At 68.3% G+C, this 22,540-nt stretch carries 23 protein-coding genes; 20 read left to right on the top strand and 3 right to left on the bottom strand.

Annotated elements, in window-relative coordinates; all coding sequences use genetic code 11:
• The 4 genes from A5691_RS06535 to A5691_RS06520 form a co-directional block, all read left to right on the top strand.
• On the top strand, positions 1-230 hold a 230-nt coding region (locus tag A5691_RS06535), incomplete at its 5' end, for a nuclear transport factor 2 family protein (protein ID WP_197696179.1).
• Positions 227-955: an SDR family NAD(P)-dependent oxidoreductase gene (locus tag A5691_RS06530; RefSeq protein ID WP_067756149.1), complete on the top strand. Its 729-nt coding sequence runs from the start codon at positions 227-229 to the stop codon at positions 953-955. The genes A5691_RS06535 and A5691_RS06530, both read left to right, overlap by 4 nt.
• On the top strand, positions 952-1,908 hold the full coding sequence (locus A5691_RS06525) for an alpha/beta hydrolase (protein WP_067756146.1): 957 nt from the start codon (positions 952-954) through the stop codon (positions 1,906-1,908). Before A5691_RS06530 ends, A5691_RS06525 begins: the two co-directional genes overlap by 4 nt.
• A gap of 30 nt (positions 1,909-1,938) precedes the next feature.
• A complete protein-coding gene (locus A5691_RS06520; protein ID WP_067756144.1) occupies positions 1,939-3,132 on the top strand; it encodes an enolase C-terminal domain-like protein in 1,194 nt (397 codons plus the stop codon).
• A 103-nt stretch (positions 3,133-3,235) separates the two neighbouring features.
• On the opposite strand, the gene A5691_RS06515 is transcribed toward A5691_RS06520, so the two are convergent.
• Complete coding sequence (locus A5691_RS06515) at positions 3,236-4,345, bottom strand: alcohol dehydrogenase catalytic domain-containing protein (RefSeq protein ID WP_067756164.1); 1,110 nt, start codon at positions 4,343-4,345, stop codon at positions 3,236-3,238.
• A gap of 14 nt (positions 4,346-4,359) precedes the next feature.
• Here A5691_RS06515 and A5691_RS06510 point away from each other — a divergent pair, with 14 nt between their 5' ends.
• Complete coding sequence (locus A5691_RS06510; RefSeq protein ID WP_067756141.1) at positions 4,360-4,851, top strand: thioesterase family protein; 492 nt, start codon at positions 4,360-4,362, stop codon at positions 4,849-4,851.
• 94 nt (positions 4,852-4,945) lie between these two features.
• Complete coding sequence (locus A5691_RS06505) at positions 4,946-5,392, top strand: SRPBCC family protein (protein ID WP_067756138.1); 447 nt, start codon at positions 4,946-4,948, stop codon at positions 5,390-5,392.
• A 99-nt stretch (positions 5,393-5,491) separates the two neighbouring features.
• On the opposite strand, the gene A5691_RS06500 is transcribed toward A5691_RS06505, so the two are convergent.
• On the bottom strand, positions 5,492-6,184 hold the full coding sequence (locus tag A5691_RS06500) for a GntR family transcriptional regulator (RefSeq protein WP_082950169.1): 693 nt from the start codon (positions 6,182-6,184) through the stop codon (positions 5,492-5,494).
• A 162-nt stretch (positions 6,185-6,346) separates the two neighbouring features.
• Here A5691_RS06500 and fadD5 point away from each other — a divergent pair, with 162 nt between their 5' ends.
• From fadD5 to A5691_RS06430, 14 genes are all read left to right on the top strand, one after another.
• On the top strand, positions 6,347-7,987 hold the full coding sequence (fadD5, locus tag A5691_RS06495) for a fatty-acid--CoA ligase FadD5 (protein ID WP_067756135.1): 1,641 nt from the start codon (positions 6,347-6,349) through the stop codon (positions 7,985-7,987).
• Positions 7,988-8,292: 305 nt separating this feature from the next.
• A complete protein-coding gene (locus A5691_RS06490) occupies positions 8,293-9,108 on the top strand; it encodes an ABC transporter permease (RefSeq protein WP_067270001.1) in 816 nt (271 codons plus the stop codon).
• A 1-nt stretch (position 9,109) separates the two neighbouring features.
• Positions 9,110-9,979, top strand: a complete 870-nt coding sequence (locus A5691_RS06485) for an ABC transporter permease (protein ID WP_067756132.1) — start codon at positions 9,110-9,112, stop codon at positions 9,977-9,979.
• A gap of 2 nt (positions 9,980-9,981) precedes the next feature.
• Positions 9,982-11,283, top strand: coding sequence for an MCE family protein (locus tag A5691_RS06480; RefSeq protein ID WP_068016808.1), 1,302 nt, complete (start codon positions 9,982-9,984; stop codon positions 11,281-11,283).
• Positions 11,280-12,320: a virulence factor Mce family protein gene (locus tag A5691_RS06475; protein ID WP_067756127.1), complete on the top strand. Its 1,041-nt coding sequence runs from the start codon at positions 11,280-11,282 to the stop codon at positions 12,318-12,320. The genes A5691_RS06480 and A5691_RS06475 overlap by 4 nt, the downstream gene beginning before the upstream one ends.
• Positions 12,317-13,909, top strand: a complete 1,593-nt coding sequence (locus A5691_RS06470; protein ID WP_067756124.1) for a virulence factor Mce family protein — start codon at positions 12,317-12,319, stop codon at positions 13,907-13,909. The genes A5691_RS06475 and A5691_RS06470 overlap by 4 nt, the downstream gene beginning before the upstream one ends.
• Entirely contained in the window at positions 13,906-15,519 is a 1,614-nt protein-coding gene (locus tag A5691_RS06465; RefSeq protein ID WP_067756121.1) for a virulence factor Mce family protein, read from the top strand. The genes A5691_RS06470 and A5691_RS06465 overlap by 4 nt, the downstream gene beginning before the upstream one ends.
• 62 nt (positions 15,520-15,581) lie before the next feature.
• A complete protein-coding gene (locus tag A5691_RS06460) occupies positions 15,582-16,688 on the top strand; it encodes a virulence factor Mce family protein (protein WP_231972843.1) in 1,107 nt (368 codons plus the stop codon).
• Positions 16,682-18,232, top strand: a complete 1,551-nt coding sequence (locus A5691_RS06455) for a virulence factor Mce family protein (RefSeq protein ID WP_067756115.1) — start codon at positions 16,682-16,684, stop codon at positions 18,230-18,232. The genes A5691_RS06460 and A5691_RS06455 overlap by 7 nt, the downstream gene beginning before the upstream one ends.
• Positions 18,202-19,026, top strand: coding sequence for an Mce protein (locus A5691_RS06450; RefSeq protein ID WP_067756112.1), 825 nt, complete (start codon positions 18,202-18,204; stop codon positions 19,024-19,026). Before A5691_RS06455 ends, A5691_RS06450 begins: the two co-directional genes overlap by 31 nt.
• Positions 19,023-19,994 carry an RDD family protein gene (locus tag A5691_RS06445; RefSeq protein WP_067756109.1) on the top strand — a complete coding sequence of 324 codons (972 nt, stop codon included), beginning with the start codon at positions 19,023-19,025 and terminating at the stop codon, positions 19,992-19,994. The genes A5691_RS06450 and A5691_RS06445 overlap by 4 nt, the downstream gene beginning before the upstream one ends.
• The gene (locus A5691_RS06440) at positions 19,991-20,545 is read left to right on the top strand and encodes a mammalian cell entry protein (RefSeq protein ID WP_067756105.1); all 555 of its coding nucleotides are present in this window, start codon (positions 19,991-19,993) and stop codon (positions 20,543-20,545) included. The genes A5691_RS06445 and A5691_RS06440 overlap by 4 nt, the downstream gene beginning before the upstream one ends.
• A complete protein-coding gene (locus A5691_RS06435; protein ID WP_067756102.1) occupies positions 20,512-21,234 on the top strand; it encodes a mammalian cell entry protein in 723 nt (240 codons plus the stop codon). Before A5691_RS06440 ends, A5691_RS06435 begins: the two co-directional genes overlap by 34 nt.
• 18 nt (positions 21,235-21,252) lie before the next feature.
• Entirely contained in the window at positions 21,253-21,924 is a 672-nt protein-coding gene (locus A5691_RS06430; RefSeq protein WP_067756098.1) for a YoaK family protein, read from the top strand.
• Here A5691_RS06430 and A5691_RS06425 read toward each other — a convergent pair.
• The coding region (locus tag A5691_RS06425; protein ID WP_197508547.1) for a phosphodiester glycosidase family protein at positions 21,921-22,540 on the bottom strand (620 nt) is incomplete at its 5' end. The two genes, A5691_RS06430 and A5691_RS06425, sit on opposite strands and share 4 nt — an antisense overlap.

Here is a 22,540-nt window from a genome sequence, read left to right as displayed (position 1 = left end):
CCCCGCGCGGATTGCACCTGACGGGGGTCTCCCGGGTCGACGTCGACGACGATACCGCCAGCGCCCGGTCGCAGGTCCTGTTCGTGCGGGCGGGCGACCTGCACCTGCGGCCGGCGCTGTACGACGATGAACTGGTCCGCGCCGACGGACGGTGGCGGTTCCGGCGGCGGCGGTGCCAGTTCGTCACGGGCCGTGGCCTGTCCGACACCCCCGAGGTCACGCCGTCATGAACGAACGCGTCGCCCTGGTGACCGGCGCGGCCGGCGGCCAGGGTTGGGCCATCGCCAAACGGCTACGCGCGGAGGGCTATTCGGTGGCCGCGTGCGACCGCCGCGCCGACGAGTTGCGCGGCCTGGTGCACGAATTGGGCGACGACGGGGTGATCGCGATCGAACTCGACGTGACCTCGGAGCCGCGATGGCGGTCCGCCGTGGGTGCCGTGATCGATCACTTCGGCGCGCTGTCCACGCTGGTCAACAACGCCGGGGCGCTGCACCGCGCATCGCTGGCCGACGAGACCGCCGATGCCTTCGAAAGCTCTTGGCGGATCAACTGTTTCGGTGCATTCCTGGGCATTCACGTGACGCTGGAGCACCTGCGGGCGGCGAGTGGTGCGGCCGTCGTCAACATCTGCAGCACCGGCGCCATCCGGCCCTTCCCCCACCACGCCGCCTACGGCTCGGCGAAGTGGGCGCTGCGCGGGCTGACGCAGAACGCCGCCGCCGAACTGGCCCCCCTCGGCATCCGGGTCAACGCCGTGTTCCCCGGACCGATCGCGACCCCGATGCTCGATGACGCCACGCAGCTGCGACTGGCCGCGTCGTCGGCCTTCGGGCGCATCGGTGAACCGCACGAGGTCGCCGACGCGGTCGCGTTCCTGGTCTCCGGGCACGCGTCGTTCATCACCGGCGCTGAACTGGTCGTCGACGGCGGCCAATGCGTGCAGATCCGATGACGGCACCGGACGGCGTCGACCGGCTTCACCCCGAACTGCGGGCCCTCGCGATCACCCGCACGGACTTTTCCTTCCGCTCAATCGAACTCACCCGCGACCCGTTCAACGAGCGCCGCCGCGCGGCCGCCGAACAAACCGACGCGCGCGGTGTCCAGGTCGGCGAAGAGACGGTGCCGGCCGACCCCCCTGTGCGGGTGCGGATCTATCGCGGTGGGTCCTCACCGGCACCCGTGGTGGTCTACTGCCACGCGGGCGGGTTCGCGCTGGGAAACCTGGACACCGACCATCGCCAATGCGTCGAACTGGCCCGCCGCGGCCGCTGCACGGTGGTGTCGGTCGACTACCGGCTGGCGCCCGAGCACCCCTACCCGGCCGCGCTCGCCGACGCGGGTGCCGTGCTGAGGTGGGTCGTGACCGACGCCGGCAAACTCGGTTTGGATCCCACCCGGATCGCCGTCGCCGGCAGCAGCGCCGGCGCCACCCTGGCGGCGTGCCTGGCACAAGCGGCGGCCGACGGCTCAGTGCCGCCGGTCGTCTTCCAGTTGCTGCACCAGCCCGTGCTGGACGATCGAGTCACCCCGTCCAAGAAGGAGTTTCGTGCCAGCCCGGCGTTCGACGGTGAGGCCGCCGACCTGATGTGGGGCCACTACCTGGGCGCAACGACCGTGCCGGAATCGGCCGTGCCCGCGCGGCGGACCCGGCTCGATGACCTGCCCCCGGCGCTGATCACCTGCGCGGAAATCGATCCCTTCCGCGACGAGGCCGTCGACTATGCGCTGCGCCTGCTCCGGGCCGGGGTGTCGGCCGAACTACACGTCTTCGCCCGCACCTGCCACGGATTCGACTCGCTGCTGCCCGATTCGCCGACGTCCGCGCGCCTGTTCGCGCTTCAGGAGCACGCCCTCGGCAGCGCCTTGCACGAGACCGGTGCGGGACCTTCGCCTCTACTCTGAGCGCCCGGACCGTCGGCAGAATGTGCTGCCATGAAGATCACCGGCCTCGAGGTCGTGCCGTTCGAGACATGGGTCGACCGAATCTCGTTCGGCCAGCTGATGACCGACTACCGCGTGGTGCAGACCGTGACCAAGGTGATCACCGACGAGGGCATCGAGGGCTACTACTTCGGCGGCCACTTCCACGGGGACCAGGACGGCCTGCTGCCGGGGGACCGGGCGATCATCACCCAATTCCTGAGCCCGCTGCTCGCCGGTCAGGACCCGTTCGACCGGGCCGAGATCTGGCGCCAACTGTGGGCGGCGAAACTTCCCGAAAACGTGTGCAGCGTAATCGATCTGGCACTGTGGGATCTGGCCGGCCGAGCCGCCGGCCTGCCGGTGCGCAAACTGCTGGGCGGCGCACGGGACCGGGTCAGGGCGTATGCCAGCAGTTTCAACAATCTCGGATCGCCCGAGGAATACGCCGCACACGCCGTCGACTGCAAGCGCCAGGGCTACGGCGCCTACAAGATTCACCCCTACCACTACTGGAATCCGGCGACAGGTCAGTTCGCGCTCCCACGGCCGTCGTATGTGGACTGGGACATTCGGGTGTGTCGCGAGGTTCGGGCCGCCGTGGGCGACGAGATGGTACTGATGTTCGACCCCTGGGGGACCTACCACACCTACGAGGACGCGCTGCGGGTCGGGCGCGAGCTGGAGCGGCTGGGCTTCTACTGGTACGAGCACCCAATGCCGGAGTACCGGGTCGAGTCCTACCGGCGGCTCGGCGACGAACTCGACATCCCGATCTGCTCTCCCGAGATCGCCGAGGGCGGCATCTACACCCGCGCGGACTGGATCCTGCGCCATGCCTCCGACATCAGCCGCATCGACGTCCTGCGCGGCGGCATCACCGGCGTGATGAAACTGGCCGGGATGTGCGAGGCCGTCGGCATGCGGTGCGAGTTGCACATGAGCGGCTTCGGCAACCTGCAGGTCCTCGGCGCCACCAGCGACGACGTCTGCCAGTACTACGAGCGCGGCCTGCTCGGGCCCGGGGCTCGCTACGACGCCGCGCCGCCGTACCTGACGGCGCCGTGCGACCCCCTCGCACCGGACGGCTTCGTCGAGATACCGTCGGCGCCCGGACTGGGCTACCAAATCCGTTGGGAATACATCGAAGAACACCGCCTGCCGGAAGCGGCGGTGGAACCCGTCGCGCCCCTGCACCCGCGGTAGCGGCTGGCGCCGTCGCGCGTGAGCGTGCGCAGAATGCCGCCGTCAACGGCGTGTCGTCGCACAGACACGCACGCTCGCCGGTGGAAATGGCGGGCGGTAGCGGCTAGTCGAACCTGATGAGCTGCCGGACGGCGGCGCCGTCGGCGAGGTTGTCCATCGCCTCGTTGATCTGATCCAACCGGATCGACGAGGACACCAGCGCCTCCACCGGGAGCCGGCCCGACTGCCACAGCGCGACGAACCGGGGGATGTCACGACTGGGCACCGCCGAGCCCAGGTAGCTGCCGATCAGCGACCGTCCTTCGGCAACAAAACCCAACGGCGACAGCGAGATTCGTGCATCCGGTGGCGGCAGCCCGACGGTGATCGTCCGGCCGCCCTGAGCGGTGAGGGCAATCGCCGTCTCGAGGGCGGCGGGATGGCCGGCGGCCTCGACGACCACCGCGGCTTTCACGCCCGCGTCGACGGCCTGCTGGGGGGTGTACGCCTCGTGCGCGCCCCGCGCCCGCGCGCCGGCCAGCTTGTCGGGCAGTTGGTCGACGGCGACCACGCGCACGCCGTCGTAGCTGAGCGCGGTGAGCACCGCCGCCATGCCGACACCGCCCAGGCCGACGACGGCGACCGTCTGCCCCGGCTGTGGATCGCCGACGTTGAGCACGGCGCCCCCGCCCGTCAGCACCGCGCAGCCCAGCAGGGCGGCGACCTCGGGCGGCACGTCGGGTGGCACCGGCACCACGCTGGCCCGGTTGACCACCGCGTGCGTCGCGAAGCCCGACACCCCGAGGTGGTGGTACACGCGGTGGCCGGCCTGGTTGAGCCGGATGTCACCGCCCAGCAACGTCCCGGCGGCGTTGGCCGCGCTGCCCGGCTCGCACGGGGTCAGGCCCCCGGTCGCGCAGGCCGCGCAATGGCCGCACCGCGGCAGGAACACCAGCACCACCCGCTGACCGATCGCGAGATCCGAGACTCCGTCACCGATCTGCTCGACAATTCCGGCCGCCTCGTGCCCGAGCAGCATGGGCACCGGCCGCACCCGGTTGCCGTCGACCACGGACAGGTCGGAATGGCAGACGCCGGCCGCCTCGACGCGGATCATCACCTCACCGCTGCCGGGCGGATCCAGGTCGAGATCGACGACGCGGATCGGCCGGGACTCGGCGTACGGGCGGGCCAGACCGATCCGGTCCAGCACGGCCCCCCGAATCTGAACCATGCTGGAATACAACCATGGCTTCGGAACCCCCGGTCCCGCCGGCTCCGGCGGTGCCGCCGGCACCGGATGGGCTCTCCAGCGACGACTTCCCGGTGCTGTGGCCGGTCGGAACGCGGTGGGCCGACAACGACATGTTCGGCCACCTGAACAACGCCGTGTATTACCAGTTGTTCGACACCGCCATCAACGCCTGGATCAACACCAGCACCGGGCTGGACCCGCTCACCACGCCCGCACTCGGCATCGTGGCCGAGTCGGCCTGCCGGTACTTCTCCGAGTTGCATTTCCCCGAGGGCCTCATGGTGGGGCTGGCGGTGACCCGGCTGGGCCGCAGCAGCGTCACCTACCGGCTCGGCGTGTTCCGGGCCGCGCTGGACGGGCAGGCTCAGCCGATCACCGCGCTGGGCCATTGGGTGCACGTCTACGTCGATCGCACCAGCCGCAAGCCGATCGAAATCCCCGACCCCGTCCGGTCGCTGCTGTCGACGGCGCGCGTGGACCGATAGGCCCGAGATTGCCCGCGGCGCCGGGGCTTTCGCGAGAAATCGCCGCCCGGGCCGCACCGCCGGGACGCGTCGCCCACCCGGCTATGCTTCGCCAATGCCAGTTATGAGCAAGACCGTCGAGGTCAGCGCCGACGCCGCCTCGATCATGGCGATCGTCGCGGACTTCGAGGCTTACCCGCAGTGGAACGAGGAGATCAAGGGCCTCTGGGTGCTCGCCCGCTACGACGACGGGCGCCCCAGCCAGCTGCGGCTCGACACCGACTACCAAGGCATGCAGAGCGTGTTCATCCAGGCCGTCTACTACCCGGCGGAGAACCAGATTCAGACCGTCCTGCAGCAGGGCGACCTCTTCACCAAGCAGGAGCAGCTGTTCAGCGTGGTGGAGATGGGCACATCGAGCCTGCTGACCGTGGACTTGGACGTCGAGACCTCGATGCCGGTTCCCGCGCCGATGGTCAAGCAGCTCGTCGGCAACGTCTTAGACCACCTCGCCGAAAGCCTGAAGCGGCGCGCCGAACAGCTGGCCGCGGGCTCGTCCTGAAGGCGATAGACCCATCGCCCGGCTTCGCCGCGCTTGCGACCGCGGTGGATCTATCGCGCCGGCCCGCGGCGCCCGGCTTCGCCGCGCTTGCGACCGCCGCTAGTCGAAGATGCCCGTGCGGTCCCGGATTTCCGTGAGCCTGGCCGCCGCGTCGGTGAACTGCCACACGGTGTGCTCGATCACCGCGGCGGCGTCGCGCCGGCGCAGCGCGGCGATCAGCTGCCGGTGGTTGTCGACGGCGGCGGTGCCCCATTGCTGATCGGCCGCGTACACCAGCACCGGCATGTACCGCGCGGCGTTGAGCAGGAACCACGCCAGCTTGATCCGCCCGCTCGCCTGATTGAAGACCCGATGGAATGCGAACTCGATGCCCGCGATGGTCTCGGCGTCGCTGGACCCGACGGCCGCGGCGAGCGCCTCGTTGATGCGTTCGAGCTCGTCGATCTCGGCGTCGCTGATGTGGTCGGTGGCCGCGGCGGCCAGCTCCTTGGCGATGGTGGCCTGGAGCCAGAAGATGTCCTCGACGTCCTGGCGGGTCAGCGGAAGCACGACGTGGCCGCGGTGCGGTTCCAGCTGCACCATGCCCTCGCCGCGCAGTTTCAGCAGCGCTTCGCGCACGGGCGTCACGCTGACGCCGAGCTCGGCCGCGGTCTCATCGAGGCGGATGAACGTCCCCGGCCGCAGCGCACCGGACATGATCGCGGCCCGGAGGTGACCCGCGACCTCGTCGGACAACTGTGCCCGGCGCAGTGGCCGTCGGCGCCTCAGTCGCGTGGATATCGGTGCGTTCACGGGGGCTGCCAGGGCTTTCGGGGGCTTAACGGAGGTTGGTTTGAAACTATTGTCGGGGCTTGTCAGCAGGGCTTTCAGGCCATAATGTGACCCAGACAACACCATGTTTTATCAAATATCAACCTGGCGCAAGCGGTGCGCGAGTGAAGGGAAAGGCCGGAGTTGACCGCGCAATTAGCGAGCCATCTGGCGCAGGGGACGGAGCAGCCGTACCTGTCCCGGCGGCAGAATTGGGTGACCCAGCTCGAACGGCACGCCCTGATGCAACCGGGCGCCCCGGCGCTGCGGTTCCTGGGCAGGACCGTGACGTGGGGGGACCTGCGGCAGCGGGTGGCGGCGCTGGCCGATGCGTTGAGCCGTCGGGGAGTCGGCTTCGGCGACCGGGTCATGGTGTTGATGCTCAACCGCACCGAATTCGTCGAGTCGGTGCTGGCGGTCAACATGCTCGGCGCCATCGCCGTGCCGCTCAACTTCCGGCTCACTCCCGCCGAGATCGCCTTCCTGGTCCAGGACTGCGAAGCGCGGGTGATGATCACCGAATCGGTGCTCGCCCCGGTGGCCGCGGGGGTGCGCGACGTCGAGCCGCTGGTAGGCACGATCATCGTGGCCGGCGGTGCGGGCGACGACAGCGTCCTCGGCTACGAAGACCTGATCAACGAGCACGGGGCTGCGCATGAGCCCGTCGACATCCCGAACGATTCGCCGGCACTGATCATGTACACCTCAGGCACCACGGGCCGCCCGAAGGGCGCCGTGCTGACCCACACGAACCTGACCGGGCAGACGATGACCGGCCTGTACACCAACGGCGCCGACATCAACAGCGACGTCGGTTTCGTCGGCGTCCCGTTCTTCCACATCGCGGGCATCGGCAACATGCTGACCGGGCTGCTGCTGGGCACCCCGACGGTGATCTACCCGCTCGGCGCGTTCGAGCCTGGGCAACTGCTCGACGTGCTGGCCGAAGAGAAGGTCACCGGCCTCTTCCTGGTGCCCGCGCAATGGCAGGCCGTCTGCGCCGAGCAACAGGCACGGCCCCGCGACCTGAGGCTGCGGGTGATGTCCTGGGGAGCCGCGCCGGCGCCCGACGCGCTGCTGCGCGAGATGTCGGCGACGTTCCCCGGCACCCAGATCCTGGCCGCGTTCGGTCAGACCGAGATGTCGCCGGTCACCTGCATGCTGCTGGGCGAGGACGCGATACGTAAACGCGGCTCGGTCGGCAAGGTGATCCCGACCGTGGCCGCACGCGTCGTCGACGAGAACATGAACGACGTGCCGATCGGCGAGGTCGGCGAAATCGTCTATCGCGCACCAACTTTGATGAGTGGCTACTGGAACAACCCGGAGGCCACCGCGGAGGCCTTCGCCGGTGGGTGGTTCCACTCCGGCGACCTCGTCCGGGTGGACGAGGAGGGTTACGTCTGGGTGGTGGATCGCAAGAAGGACATGATCATCTCCGGCGGTGAGAACATCTACTGCGCCGAGGTGGAGAACGTCCTGGCCAGCCATCCGAGCATCGTCGAGGTCGCGGTCATCGGCCGCACCCATGAGAAGTGGGGCGAGGTGCCGATCGCGGTCGCGGCCGTCGCGGGCGACCAGCTGCTGCTCGACGAGCTCCAGGAGTTCCTGGCCGAGCGGCTGGCACGTTACAAGCATCCCAAGGCCCTCGAGATCGTGGACGCGTTGCCGCGCAACCCCGCCGGTAAGGTGCTCAAGACTGAGCTACGGATCCGTTACGGAACCGCAAATATCGATGAAAACCGTTCCGGTGCAAGAGAATTTACGGGCAGGGAGGAAAGCTGACGAAACCTGTAACGTTTGCCCGCTGTTGACGAAGGGTTAATTGTGCAGATGCAGTTCACACGTGCATGGCCATCGGGTACATTCCTGTGGTCTCCGTTACTACTTGTCAGTAGGGAGCCGATGGTCACACACGTTGGGTCGGGGCGAAACGGGGGCCTCCCCGGCCGCGTTGGGCGTACCTCCCGCTTGCGGGGGACGGCGAGGGGTGGGGGTGCCCTCAGCCGCGGAGCCGTGAGGGGGAGAGGCGTGCGACACGATCCGCCGCCGCGCCGAGAGGCGGGCGGTATCAGCTGGAGGGGGCAGCGGTGACTTCAACGTCGGCGAGTCGACGGGGCCCCTACTTGGTCGGCTATGTACGCGACCAACTGCAGACCCCGCTGACGCTCATCGGGGGATTCTTCCGGATGTGCGTCCTCACCGGCAGGGCGTTGTTCCGCTGGCCGTTCCAATGGCGCGAATTCGTCCTGCAGTGCTGGTTCATCATGCGGGTGGCTTTCCTGCCGACCATCATGGTGTCGATCCCGCTGACAGTCCTGCTGATCTTCACGCTCAACGTCCTGCTGGCCCAGTTCGGGGCCGCGGACCTGTCCGGAGCCGGCGCGGCGATCGGCGCCGTCACCCAGCTCGGTCCGCTCACCACGGTGCTGGTGGTGGCCGGCGCCGGGTCGACGGCCATCTGCGCCGACCTCGGCGCCCGCACCATCCGCGAGGAGATCGACGCCATGGAGGTGCTCGGCATCGACCCGATCCACCGGCTGGTGGTCCCGCGGGTGATCGCCGCGACGCTGGTGGCCACGCTGCTCAACGGCCTGGTGATCACCGTCGGCCTGGTCGGCGGCTACCTGTTCGGCGTCTACCTGCAAAACGTCTCGGGCGGCGCCTACCTCGCCACCCTGACCACGATCACGGGCCTGCCGGAGGTCGTCATCGCGACCGTGAAAGCCGCCACGTTCGGCCTGATCGCCGGGCTGGTCGGCTGCTATCGCGGCCTGACCGTGCGGGGCGGCTCGAAGGGACTGGGCACCGCCGTCAACGAGACCGTCGTGCTCTGCGTCGTCGCGCTGTACGCGGTCAACGTGGTGCTGACGACCATCGGCGTGCGATTCGGAACGGGCCACTGACATGTCGACCTCTGCCGTATTGCGCGCCCGCTTCCCGCGGGCGGCCGAAAACCTCAACCGCTACGGCGGCGCCGCGGCCCGCGGGCTCGACGACGTCGGCCAGATGGCGTGGTTCGGGGCGGTGGCCCTCGGCCACATCCCGCACGCGCTGCGCAACTACCGCAAGGAGACGCTGCGGCTGATCGCCCAGATCGGCATGGGCACCGGCGCCATGGCCGTCATCGGCGGCACCGTGGCCATCGTCGGCTTCGTGACCCTGTCCGGTAGCTCCCTGGTCGCCATTCAGGGCTTCGCCTCGCTGGGCAACATCGGCGTCGAGGCGTTCACCGGCTTCTTCGCCGCGCTGATCAACGTCCGCATCGCCGCCCCCGTCGTCACCGGCATCGCGATGGCCGCCACCGTCGGCGCCGGCGCGACCGCCGAGCTGGGGGCCATGCGCATCAGCGAAGAGATCGACGCCCTGGAAGTCATGGGCATCAAGTCGATCTCGTTCCTGGCGACCACCCGGATCATGGCCGGGCTGGTCGTCATCATTCCGCTCTACTCGCTGGCGATGATCATGTCGTTCCTGTCCCCCCAGATCACCACCACGGTGCTGTACGGGCAATCCAACGGAACCTACGAGCACTACTTCCGGACATTCCTGCGTCCCGACGACGTGTTCTGGTCGTTCCTCGAGGCCATCATCATCACGGCGGTCGTGATGATCACCCACTGCTTCTACGGATACAACGCCGGCGGCGGACCCGTCGGCGTCGGAGAGGCCGTCGGCCGATCGATGCGTTTCTCGCTGGTGTCGGTCCAGGTCGTGGTTCTGGCAGCCGCGTTGGCGCTCTACGGCGTCAACCCCAACTTCGCGCTCACGGTGTAGCCATGACGTCACCGGTGAAGGTCAACAAACCCCGCAACCCGCCGTACAAGCTGGCGGGCATCGCCTCGCTGATCATCGCCCTCGTGGCGCTGGTTCTGGTCTACGGGCAGTTCCGCGGCGACTTCACACCCAAGACCAAGCTGACCATGCTGGCGTCGCGGGCCGGGCTGGTGATGGATCCCGGCTCGAAGGTCACCTACAACGGGGTGGAGATCGGCCGGGTGGCCAACATCTCCGAGACCGTGCGGGACGGCAAGCCGGCCGCGAAGTTCACCCTGGACGTCTACCCCCGTTACCTCTCGCTGATCCCGGCCAACGTGAACGCCGACATCAAGGCGACCACTGTGTTCGGCGGCAAGTACGTGTCGCTGACGACGCCGAAGAACCCGTCGTCGCAGAAGCTCAACCCGCACAACGTGATCGACGCGCGGTCGGTGACGACGGAGATCAACACGCTGTTCCAGACCGTCACCTCGATCGCGGAGAAGGTGGATCCGGTCAAGCTGAACCTGACGCTGAGCGCCGCGGCCCAGGCGCTGACCGGGCTGGGCGACCGGTTCGGGCAATCGGTGGTCAACGCGAACGCGATCCTCGATGACGTCAACCCGCAGATGCCCCAGGCCCGCCGCGACATTCAGGGGTTGGCGGCGCTCGGGGACACCTACGCCAACGCCGCGCCCGACCTAATCGACTTCCTCAACAACGCGGTCATCACCTCGCGCACGATCAACGCGCAGCAGAAGGATCTGGACCAGGCCCTGTTGTCCGCGGCCGGGTTCGGCAACACGGGCGCCGACATCTTCAACCGGGGCGGCCCCTACCTGGCGCGCGGCGCCGAGGACCTGGTGCCCTCGGCCCAGCTGCTGGACACCTACAGCCCGGAGATCTTCTGCACGCTGCGCAACTACCACGACATCGAGCCGAAGGCCTCGTCGTTCCTGGGCGGCAACGGCTACTCGCTGAGCGCCCACACCGAGGCCCTGTCCGGGCTGGGGCTGCTGGCCAACCCCGTGTCGGCGGTGGCGACCCTCGCCAGCCTGGTCGGCGGGCTCGCAGGGCTCATCGGCGGCGCGCCGAACCCGTACACCTACCCGGAGAACCTGCCGCGGGTGAACGCGCGCGGCGGGCCGGGGGGCGCCCCCGGTTGCTGGCAGCAGATCACCCACGACCTGTGGCCGGCACCTGAATTGGTGATGGACAGCGGCAACAGCATCGCGCCGTACAACCACCTCGACACCGGCTCGCCGTACGCCATCGAGTACGTCTGGGGCCGCCAAGTAGGGGACAACACGATCAACCCATGAAAATCACCGGAACAATCGTCAGGCTCAGCATCTTCTCGTTGGTGCTGCTGATCTTCACTGTGATGATCATCGTCGTATTCGGCCAGATGCGGTTCGACAGCACGAACTCGTACTCGGCCGAATTCACCAACGTCAGCGGGCTGCGGGCGGGCCAGTTCGTCCGCGCCTCGGGCGTGGAGATCGGCAAGGTCGACACGGTCGAGCTGGCCGACGGCGGCAAGCGGGCGCGGGTGAAATTCAACGTCGACCGCTCGGTGCCGCTGTACCAGTCGACGACCGCGCAGATCCGCTACCTCGACCTCATCGGCAACCGCTACCTGGAGCTCAAGCGCGGCGAGGGCGAGGGCGCCGAGAAGGTGCTGCCGCCGGGCGGCTTCATCCCGATGTCGCGGACCTCGCCCGCGCTGGACCTCGACGCTCTGATCGGCGGTTTCAAGCCGCTGTTCCGTGCGCTGGACCCGCAGAAGGTGAACACCATCGCGACGGCGCTGATCACCGTGTTCCAGGGCCAGGGCGGCACCATCAACGACATCCTCGACCAGACCGCGCAGCTGACCAACCAGCTCGGTGAACGTGACCAGGCGATCGGCGAGGTCATCAAGAACCTGAACATCGTCCTGGACACCACGGTCCGCCACCGCCAGCAGTTCGACCAGACGGTCAACAACCTCGAGGTGCTCATCACGGGGCTGAAGGACCACGGCGACCAGCTGGCGGGCGGGACCGCGCACATCAGCAACGCCGCCGGGACGGTCGCCGATCTGCTCGCCGAGGACCGCGGGCTGCTGCACAACACCCTCAACTACCTGGATGCGATCCAGCAGCCGCTCATCGACCAGCGCGATGGGCTCAACGACTACCTGAAGAAGGTGCCCACCGCGTTGAACATGATCGGGCGCGCCATCGGCTCCTACGGCGACTTCGTGAACTTCTACGCCTGCGACATCACCCTCAAGATCAACGGGTTGCAGGCCGGTGGCCCGGTCCGCACGGTCCGGCTCTTCCAGCAGCCGACGGGTAGGTGCACCCCGCAATGAGGACACTGGAACCACCCAACCGGGTTCGCATCGGCCTGATGGGCATCATCGTGACGCTGCTCGTCATCGGCGTCGGTCAAAGCTTCACCAGCGTGCCGATGCTGATGGCCAAACCGCACTACTACGGCCAGTTCACCGACACCGGCGGCATCGGCGTCGGCGACAAGGTGCGCATCGCCGGCGTGGACGTCGGCAAGGTCGAGGCCATCAGCATCGACGGCGACCACATCCTGGTCAAGTTCAATATGGGCACCGCAACCATCGGCACCGAGAGCCGGCTGGCGATCAAGACCGACACCATCCTCGGGAAGAAGATCCTGGACGTCGAGGCCCGGGGCAATCAGAAACTGAGGCCCGGCGACTCGCTACCCATCGGTCAAAGCACCACGCCCTACCAGATCTACGACGCGTTCTTCGATGTCACCAAGGCCGCCCAGGGCTGGAACATCGACACGGTCAAGGAATCGCTGCACGTCCTGTCGCAGACCATCGACCAGACCTACCCGCACCTGAGCGCCGCGCTGGACGGCGTGGCCAAGTTCTCCGACACCATCGGCAAGCGCGACGAACAGGTCAAGCATCTGCTCGCCCAGGCCAACCAGGTGGCCAGCGTCCTCGGTGACCGCAGCGACCAGGTCGACCGCCTGCTGGTGAACGCGAAGAACCTGCTGGTGGCCTTCAACGAGCGCGGCCAGGCCATCAACGCGTTGCTGGCGAACGTCGCCGCCTTCTCCGAACAGGTCAAGGGCTTCATCAACGACAACCCGAACCTCAACCACGTGCTCGAACAGTTGCGCACGGTGAGCGACATCTTGAAGGAACGCAAGGACGACGTCGCCGCGGGGCTCACCGAGGTCGGCAAGTTCCTGCCGTCCCTGAACGAGGCCATCGCGTCGGGACCGTTCTTCAAGGTGGTCCTGCACAACCTCGCGCTGTACCAGATCATCCAGCCGTGGGTGGATGCCGCCTTCAAGAAGCGCGGCATCGACCCGGAGAACTTCTGGCGCAGCGCCGGGCTGCCCGAATTCCGGTGGCCCGACCCGAACGGCACCCGGTTGCCCAACGGCGCACCGCCGCCGGCACCCCCGGTGCTGGAAGGCACTCCGGAGCACCCGGGGCCGGCCGTTCCTCCCGGGTCGCCCTGCTCCTACACCCCGGCCAACCCGGGTGGCAACGTGACCGTCGGCGACGAGGGTCTGCCGCGGCCGTGGAACCCGCTGCCGTGCGCCGGCGGGGGCATCGGACCGTTCGGCGGCCCGGGCTTCCCGGCGCCGGTCGACGTGATGACCTCCCCGCCGAACCCGGGCGGCCTGCCCCCGACGCCGGGCATCCCGATCGCCGGGCGGCCGGGCGACCCGCCGCCGGACGTTCCCGGCACGCCCGTGCCGCTGCCGGCGCAGGCGCCGCCGGGCGCGCGCACCGAGAACCTGGCGCCGGCCGGGCCGACGCCGCCGCCGTCGACGTTCGCGCCGGGCTTCCCGCCGGGACCCGCGGCCCCACCGGGGCCGGGGAACCAGCTGCCGGCGCCCTTCATCAACCCGGGCGGAACGGGCGGCAGCGGCGCTGCCGGGGGAGGTAGCCAGAATTGAGCACCGCCTTTGACATCCGAAACATCCGGCTACCGAAGCTGACCCGGGCGACCGTGATCATCGGCTCGCTGGTGATCGTGCTGGCCCTGGTCGTCGGGTTCGTCGGCTGGCGGCTCTTCGAGAAGCTGACCAACAACACCGTGGTGGCCTATTTCCCGGCGGCCAACGCGCTCTACCCGGGCGACAAGGTCCAGATCATGGGGTTGCGGGTGGGCGCGATCGACAAGATCGAGCCGGCCGGCGACAAGATGAAGGTCACCTTCCACTACGAGAACAAGTACCGGGTTCCCGCCAACGCCAACGCGGTGATCCTGAACCCGACGCTGGTGGCGTCGCGGGCCATCCAGCTGGAGCCGCCATACAAGGGCGGCCCGGTGCTGGCCGACAATGCGGTGATCCCCGAGGAGCGCACGCAGGTCCCGGTGGAGTGGGACCAGCTGCGCAACAGCATCACCAACATCATCTCCAAGCTGGGCCCCACCCCCGAGCAGCCGACCGGCCCGTTCGGTGAGGTCATCGAGTCCTACGCCAACGGCCTGGCCGGCAAGGGCAAAGAGATCAACACGACGCTGAGCAACCTGTCGTCGGCGCTCAACGCGCTGAACGAAGGCCGCGGCGACTTCTTCGCGGTGGTGAAGAGCCTGGCGCTGTTCGTCAACGCGCTGCACAAGGACGACCAGCAGTTCGTCGCGCTGAACCAGAACCTGGCGGACTTCACCACCCGGCTCGCCCACAACGACAACGACCTGGCGAACGCGATCGAGCAGTTCGACGGTCTGCTGTCGACCGTGCGGCCGTTCTTGGACAAGAACCGCGAGGTGTTGACCTACGACATCAACAACCTGGCCACGGTGACGAACACGATCCTGCAGCCGGACCCGCTGAACGGACTGGAGACCGCGCTGCACGTCCTCCCGACGGCCGCGGCGAACATCAACCAGATCTATCACCCGTCGCACGGGTCGGTGGTCGCCATCCCGGCGATCACCAACTTCGCCAACCCGATGCAGTTCATCTGCAGCTCGATCCAGGCGGGCAGCCGGCTCGGATACCAGGAGTCCGCGGAGCTGTGCGCGCAGTACCTGGCCCCCATCCTCGACGCCATCAAGTTCAACTACCTGCCGTTCGGCGCGAACCTGTTCAGCACGGCCGAGACCTTGCCCAAGCAGGTGGCCTATTCGGAGGATCGGCTGCACCCGCCGAACGGCTATAAGGACACCACCGTGCCCGGCATCTGGGTTCCCGACACCCCGACGTCGCACCGCAACACCCAGCCCGGCTGGATCGTCGCGCCGGGGATGCAGGGCCAGCAGGTCGGACCCATCACGGCCGGTCTGATGACCCCGGACTCGCTGTCCGAGCTCATGGGAGGCCCCAACATCGCGCCCGTCCAGTCGAACCTGCAGACGCCGCCGGGACCGCCGAACGCGTACGACGAGAACCCGATCGTGCCGCCAATCGGACTGAACGCGCCGGTACCCATCCAGCCGCCGCCACCCGGGCCGGGCGTGGCCCCGGGTCCGGTGGCCCCGACACCGGCGCCGGTCGCGGCGCCGGCGCCCAACGCCGGCGGGCCGGCGGTGCCGGCTGACATCGGGGGTGGCCAGTGAGCGTATTGCGAAGGCTGATCCCGCCGATTCGCCGCGGGTCCTGGCAGGCCCTGGTCCTGCTGATGGCCGCGCTGGTGCTGAGTTCGTGCGGCTGGCGCGGCATCTCCAATGTCGCGATCCCCGGTGGTCCCGGCAGCGGCTCGGGCGCCATGACGATCTATGTGCAGGTGCCGGACACGCTGGCGATCAACGGCAACAGCAAGGTGATGGTCGCCGACGTCTTCGTCGGGTCGATCAAGAAGATTCAGCTGAAGAACTGGATCGCCACTTTGACGCTGGGTGTCGACAAGAACACCAAGCTGCCCAAGAACGCGATCGCCAAGATCGGCCAGACCTCACTGCTGGGTTCCCAGCACGTCGAGCTGGCCGCGCCGCCCAACCCGTCGCAGGAATTGCTGAAGGACGGCGACACCATTCCGCTGAAGAACTCCTCGGCGTATCCCACCACCGAGCAGACGCTGGCCAGCCTGTCGCTGATCCTGCGCGGTGGCGGCATCCCCAACCTCGAGGTGCTGCAGAACGAGGTCTACAACATCTTCAACGGGCGGGGCGACGCGATCCGGTCCTTCCTGGGCAAGCTGGACACCTTCACCAGCCAGCTCAACCAGCAGCGCGATGACATCACCCACGCGATCGACTCGACCAACCGGCTGCTGACCTATGTCGGCGCGCGGGCGGACGTCCTCGACCGGGTGCTCACCGACATCCCGCCACTGATCAAGCATTTCGCCGACACCAAGAACCTGCTGATCAACGCCGTCGACGCGGTGGGCCGGCTGAGCCAGGCCGCTGACCAGTACCTGTCGGAAGCCCGCGGGCCGCTGCACACCGACCTGCAGGCGCTGCAATGCCCGTTGAAGGAGCTGGGGCGCGCCTCGCCCTATCTGATCGGCGCGCTGAAGCTGATCCTGACCCAGCCGTTCGACATCGACACCGTGCCGAAGATCTTCCGGGGTGACTACATCAATATCTCGCTGACGCTCGACGTGACCTACAGCTCGGTCGACAACGCGTTCCTCACCGGTACCGGGTTGTCCGGCGCGCTGCGCGCGCTCGAGCAGTCGTTCGGGCGTGACCCCGAGACGATGATCCCGGACGTGCGCTACACGCCGAACCCGAATGACGCGCCCGGCGGGCCGCTGGTGGAAAGGGGGGACAGGAATTGCTGACTCCTTTCATCAGACGCCAGCTGATCGCATTCGGAATCCTGACGGTCATCTCGATCCTCGTGCTCGGGGTGTACTACCTGCAGCTCCCGAGCCTGGCCGGCATCGGTCGGTACACGCTGAAGGCCGAACTGCCGGCGTCGGGCGGTCTGTACCCGACGGCGAACGTGACGTATCGAGGCATCACGATCGGCAAGGTCACCGACGTCGAACCGACCGAGCGCGGCGCCGAAGCGACGATGAGCATCGACAGCCGCTACAAGATCCCGATCGACGCGACCGCCAACGTCCACTCGGTGTCGGCCGTCGGTGAGCAGTACCTGGACCTGGAATCGACCGGGAATCCGGGCAAGTTCCTGTCCGAGGGTCAGACGATCACCAAGGGCACGGTGCCCGCGGAGATCGGCCCGGCGCTGGACACGGCCAACCGTGGGCTGGCCGTGCTGCCCAAGGACAAGATCGGCCAATTACTGGACGAGACGGCGCAATCCGTCGGCGGCCTGGGTCCCGCCCTGCAGCGGTTGGTGGACTCCACGCAGGCGATCGTCGGTGATTTCAAGACGAACATCACCGACGTCAACGACATCATCCAGAATTCGGGCCCGGTGCTCGACAGCCAGGTCAAGTCGGGCGATGCCATCGAACGCTGGGCGCGCAACCTGAACCGGCTGGGCGCGCAGTCCGCCCAGGAGGACTCGCACGTCAAGAGCATCCTGCGTCAGGCGGCGCCGACGGCCGATCAGGTCAACGACGTGTTCAACGACGTCCGCGAGTCGCTGCCGCAGACACTGGCGAATCTGGAGGTGGTGTTCGACCTGCTCAAGCGCTACCACACCGGCGTCGAGCAGGTCCTGGTGTTCCTGCCTCAGGGCGCGTCGATCGCCCAGACGGTGGCCGCGCCGTTCCCGAACATGGCGGCGCTGGACCTGGCCTTATCGATCAACCAGCCGCCGCCCTGCCTGACCGGCTTCATCCCGGCGTCGGAGTGGCGGTCCCCGGCCGACACCAGCATGCAGCCGCTGCCGTCGGGCACGTACTGCAAGATCCCGATGGACACCCCGGCCAACAGCGTGCGCGGGTCGCGCAACATCCCGTGCACGGACGTCGAGGGCAAGCGGGCGGCCACGCCCCGGGAGTGCCGCGACCCCAAGCCGTACGTGCCCGCGGGTACCAACCCCTGGTACGGCGATCCCAACCAAATCGTGACCTGCCCCGCGCCGGCGGCACGCTGCGACCAGCCCGTGAAGCCCGGGCAGGTGATCCCGGCGCCGTCGATCGACACCGGCCTGAACCCGGCCCCGTCGGACCGGGTGTCCGGGACGCCCCCGCCGACCAGCGACCCCTTGTCCCGGCCGGGGTCGGGTACCGTGCAGTGCAACGGCCAGCAGCCCAACCCGTGTGTCTACACGCCCAGCGGGCCTCCGGTGGCGACCTACAGTCCCCAAAGCGGTGAACTGGTGGGGCCAGATGGAGTTAAATACTCCGTCGAGAACTCGGCCAGAACAGGAGACGACGGATGGAAGGAGATGCTGGCACCAGCCGGCTGAACCCCCCACCGATGCCGAAGTTTCGTCGTCTGCGCGGACGGCGTCCTAAGAACCAGGACCCGGCGGCCGCCGTCGATCCGATCGATTCCGGCGCGACACCCGAGGATTCCGCAGCGCCCGACGGTGTCATCGAACCGCCTGCGCCCGACGTGACCGTCGAGGAGCCGGCGGAAACCGAGGTGGCCGCGGGGGAACCGGCGGGACCCGAGGACGCGACCGAACAGGCCGCTCCCCAGACCGCGGCCGACGAGCCGTCGGAGCCCGGTGCCGAGCTCGGCGACGCCGTCGAGCGTCGGCCGTCGCGGATGGGTCGCGGCTGGTTGGCCGGCATCGCGGCGGTGCTCGTGATGTGCGCCGCGGCGGTCGGTGTGGGCGGTTACGTCGCGTTGCGCTACCACCATGAAAGCCAGGCGATAGCCCGCAACGACGCCGCGGCGCTCAAGGCCGCCGTCGACTGCGTGTCGGCGACCCAGGCCCCCGACACCAACGCGATGGCGGCGAGTGAGCAGAAGATCATCGACTGCGGCACTGACGCTTTCCGCTCGCAGGCCCTGCTTTACACCAGCATGCTTGTCCAGGCGTACCAGGCCGCCAACGTCCACGTCCAGGTGTCCGACATGCGAGCGGCCGTCGAGCGCAACAACCCCGACGGCTCGGTGGAGGTGCTCGTCGCGGTCCGCGTCAAGGTCGCGAACGACCAGACGCAGAACGAGACCGGCTACCGGCTGCGGGTGAAAATGGCTCAGAGCGAAGGCCAGTACAAGATAGCCAAGCTCGACCAGGTGACGAAGTGACGGTGGTGGTCGACAAACCACCGGCCACGGCCGTCCAGCAGTCTCCGCGGACCGCCCTGGCGCCCTGGCACATTCGCGCCGGCGCGCTCGCGGTCGACGTCTTGCCGGGTGCCGCGGTGGTGGCCACGATGGCGGTCACCTGGTTCACCGTTCCGCCCGGCGGCGTGTGGTGGTGGCTGTGCATCGCGGTCATCGGAGTGGTCATCCTGCTGGTGCTGGTGAACCGGCTGCTGCTCCCGACAGTCGTCGGCTGGAGCCTCGGGCGGGCGCTGTTCGGCATCACGGTGGTGCGGCGCGACGGTGAGCCGATCGGGCCGTGGGGCCTGCTGCTGCGCGACCTGGCGCACCTGCTCGACACCGTCTCGATGGTGGGATGGCTTTGGCCGCTGTGGGATTCGGGCCGCCGCACCTTCGCCGACATGCTGGCGCGCACCGAAGTGCGCCGTCACGAAACGGCGGAGCCGGCGTTCAACGCGCGGCGGTGGACGACGGTCCTGGTGGCGGCCGCGGCGGGGCTGTGCATCGCCGGTGCGGCGCTGAGCTACGCGGCGGTGTTCGCCCCGGACCGGGCCACCGACCGGACGCGGGCGCAGCTGGACACGCAGGGACCGAAGATCGTCGCGCAGATGCTGACCTACGACCCGAAATCGCTGCACGACGACTTCGCCCGCGCCCTGTCCCTGGCCACCGACAAGTACCGGACCCAGCTCGCCGCCCAGCAGGACATGGTGCAGAAGGGCAACCCGGTCATCAACGAGTACTGGGTGACCGATCACGCGATCCAGTCGGCGTCGCCCGATCGGGCGACGATGCTGATGTTCATGCAGGGGCGCCGCGGCGCGGCGCCCGACGAGCGCTACATCTCCGCCACCGTCCGGGTGACTTTCGTCAAGGGCGGCGACGGCCGTTGGCTCGTCGACGACCTCATGGTGCTGACCAAGCCCAAACCGCCGGGAGCCGGAAAATGAGCCCGCGCCGCAAGTTCCAGCCCGGTGAGGGGCCGCTGCTGGTCCCGCATCCGGTGCCGCCGGGGCGGCCGTGGGGCCTGCCGCTGGCCGGCGCCGTCGCCGCGGTCTTCATGGCGGCCGCGATCACGGTGTGCAGCCTGATGCTCGTCGATCATCAGTCCCGGGAGCGCGCCGCGTCGAAGAATCGCGAGGTCCTCAGCTACGTCACCGGGTTCATGACGCAGTTCACCTCCATCGATCCGTTCCACGCCAACGACTACATAACGCGGGTGCTGGCGCAGGCGACCGGCGACTTCGCCAAGGAATACCGCGACAAGGCGAACGAGATCTTGCTACAGGTGGCCCGCGCCGAACCTGCCACCGGGACCGTCCTGGACGCGGGGGTGGAGCGGTGGAACGACGACGGCAGTGTCACCACGATCGTGGCCACCGCCGTGAGCGCCAAATCGCCCGACGGTAAACAAGTTTGGGAAAACGCCAATCGGTGGACGGCGACCGCCACGCAGGAAGGAAAGCAGTGGAAGATCAGCAACCTGCAGCAGGTGATCTGACCGCCGACGGTAACGCCGCCACTTCGGACGAGGCGGCGACCGAAGAGCGGGAAGAGTCCGGCAGCGCCGACGAAACGGCCTCCGCCGCAGAGGAATCCGAGGCAGCCGAGGGTGACACCGAGGCCGCCGAGGCAGCCGAGGACCAACCCCCCGCTCGCAAGCGGCGCAAATTGCTGGCCGGCAAGCGGCTGGCCGTCACTGTCGCGGTGGCCGCCGCACTGTTCGTCGGTTCCGCGGCGTTCGCCGGCGCGACCGTACAGCCGTACCTGAGCGACCGGGCGGCCGCCGCAACGAAACTGAAGGTGGCGCGGACCGCGGCCAACGCGATCACCACGCTGTGGACCTACACGCCGGAGAACATGGACACCCTCGCCGACCGCGCGTCGGGCTACCTCAGCGGTGATTTCGAGGCGCAGTACCGCAAGTTCGTCGACGCCATCGTGGCGCCCAACAAGCAGGCAAAAATCACCAACCACACCGACGTCACCGGGGCGGCGGTGGAATCGATCGACGACGCCAACGCCGTCGTCATCGTCTACACCAACACCACGTCCACCAGCCCGTTGACCAAGAACGTGCCGTCGCTGAAGTACTTGTCCTACCGGCTGTTCCTCAAGCGCGCGCAGAGCCGCTGGCTGGTGACCAGGATGACGACCATCACGTCGCTGGATTTGACGCCGCACGTCTAGCGCAGTCTGCTACGAGCCATGGCAGTTACCTCGCCGGTGTCGGAGCGATCGACCGTCGCGGCGCTGTTGCTGCTGACCTTCGCCACCGGCCTGGCGGATTCGATCAGCATCCTGGTGCTCGGCCATGTGTTCGTCGCCAACATGACGGGAAACGTGATCTTCCTTGGCTTTTGGCTGGCGCCCAGGACGAGCATCGACCTGACCGCGGTGGTCGTGGCCCTGCCCACGTTCGTGTGCACCACCATCGTCAGCGGCCGGATATCGCGGCACTTCGCCGACCGGACGCGACAGTGGATCACCACCGTATTGGCAACGGAGATAACCCTTTTGGTGGGGTTGGCGATCCTGGCGGGCGTGGGAATCCTGCAGTACCACGACAACACCAAGCTGATCATGATCGGCTTGCTGGCGGTCACGTTCGGCCTGCAGCACTCCAGTGCGCGCCAGTTCGGCATCCAGGAGCTGTCCACCACCGTGCTGACGTCGACGATCGTCAGCCTCGGTCTGGACAGCCGCCTGGCCGGCGGCTCGGGCGCGCGTCAGACGTTGCGTCTCAGCGTCGTGCTGACCATGTGCGCCGGCGCGTTCCTGGGGGCGTCGATGTCGCGGTTCGTCGTCGCACCGGTGTTCGCCGTCACGGCCGCGGTGGTGGCGGCCAGCCTGCTGATCTTCCGCTTCGGGCCGAGCTAGTTGAAGGCGAGCCAGCTGGGCAGCGCCCGCTCGTGCGAATCGCACAGCACCTGCCGGGTGTCGCACGACCCGCGCGGCGAGCCCGCACCGGCCCACATGCCACCGGTGTCGCGGCGCAACACGATGGCCGACGACCCGCCGCCGTCGAGCAGAATGGCGTTGTCGCTGCCCAGCCCGCGGAACAGGTCCTGCATGTTGTCCGGGGTGTAGCTGCCGCCCTCGAAGATGTACATCTCGTCTTTCTGCCGCGCGTACGCCAGAGCCGTCCGCGCGGCGCTGGGGCCTCCGTCGTGCAATTGCCCGGTGTTGCCGGGCGCCAGCAGCCCGATTCCGGAGACCGCGACGAACCGCTCGTTCTTGTTGAGCAGGTCCTGGACCACGGGCGTGGCGGAGTCGTAGTCGCTCTTGCTCTTGGGCCACACCACGTAGGGGGCGCCGCCCGACGGCAGGATCATCGTCGTCAGGACGCTCCAGCTTTCGCCGCCGCCCGAGAGGCCCTGCTTGCCCGGGTAGGCCACGGTGCCGGTGACGGCCTGGTTGGCGCGGCCCTGGCCGTTGGTGTTGTCCACGAAGGCGCCCAGCGGCGAGCTGCAGCCGGTCTGACGCCACGAGCCGG

The sequence above is a fragment of the Mycobacterium sp. E183 genome, from assembly GCF_001667735.1.
Lineage (GTDB): Bacteria > Actinomycetota > Actinomycetes > Mycobacteriales > Mycobacteriaceae > Mycobacterium.
This window is presented reverse-complemented; position numbering and strand designations above follow the sequence as displayed.

Bases quoted from the DNA above. Each gene is read 5' to 3' on its own strand.
- A5691_RS06515 (WP_067756164.1), bottom strand. From the start codon at position 4,345: ATGGTTCAGATTCGGGGGGCCGTGCTGGACCGGATCGGTCTGGCCCGC.
- A5691_RS06485 (WP_067756132.1), top strand. From the start codon at position 9,110: ATGTCGACCTCTGCCGTATTGCGCGCCCGCTTCCCGCGGGCGGCCGAA.
- A5691_RS06505 (WP_067756138.1), top strand. From the start codon at position 4,946: ATGCCAGTTATGAGCAAGACCGTCGAGGTCAGCGCCGACGCCGCCTCG.
- A5691_RS06480 (WP_068016808.1), top strand. From the start codon at position 9,982: ATGACGTCACCGGTGAAGGTCAACAAACCCCGCAACCCGCCGTACAAG.
- A5691_RS06470 (WP_067756124.1), top strand. From the start codon at position 12,317: ATGAGGACACTGGAACCACCCAACCGGGTTCGCATCGGCCTGATGGGC.
- A5691_RS06460 (WP_231972843.1), top strand. From the start codon at position 15,582: ATGGCCGCGCTGGTGCTGAGTTCGTGCGGCTGGCGCGGCATCTCCAAT.
- A5691_RS06520 (WP_067756144.1), top strand. From the start codon at position 1,939: ATGAAGATCACCGGCCTCGAGGTCGTGCCGTTCGAGACATGGGTCGAC.
- A5691_RS06510 (WP_067756141.1), top strand. From the start codon at position 4,360: ATGGCTTCGGAACCCCCGGTCCCGCCGGCTCCGGCGGTGCCGCCGGCA.
- A5691_RS06525 (WP_067756146.1), top strand. From the start codon at position 952: ATGACGGCACCGGACGGCGTCGACCGGCTTCACCCCGAACTGCGGGCC.
- A5691_RS06430 (WP_067756098.1), top strand. From the start codon at position 21,253: ATGGCAGTTACCTCGCCGGTGTCGGAGCGATCGACCGTCGCGGCGCTG.
- A5691_RS06440 (WP_067756105.1), top strand. From the start codon at position 19,991: ATGAGCCCGCGCCGCAAGTTCCAGCCCGGTGAGGGGCCGCTGCTGGTC.
- A5691_RS06450 (WP_067756112.1), top strand. From the start codon at position 18,202: ATGGAAGGAGATGCTGGCACCAGCCGGCTGAACCCCCCACCGATGCCG.
- A5691_RS06530 (WP_067756149.1), top strand. From the start codon at position 227: ATGAACGAACGCGTCGCCCTGGTGACCGGCGCGGCCGGCGGCCAGGGT.
- A5691_RS06475 (WP_067756127.1), top strand. From the start codon at position 11,280: ATGAAAATCACCGGAACAATCGTCAGGCTCAGCATCTTCTCGTTGGTG.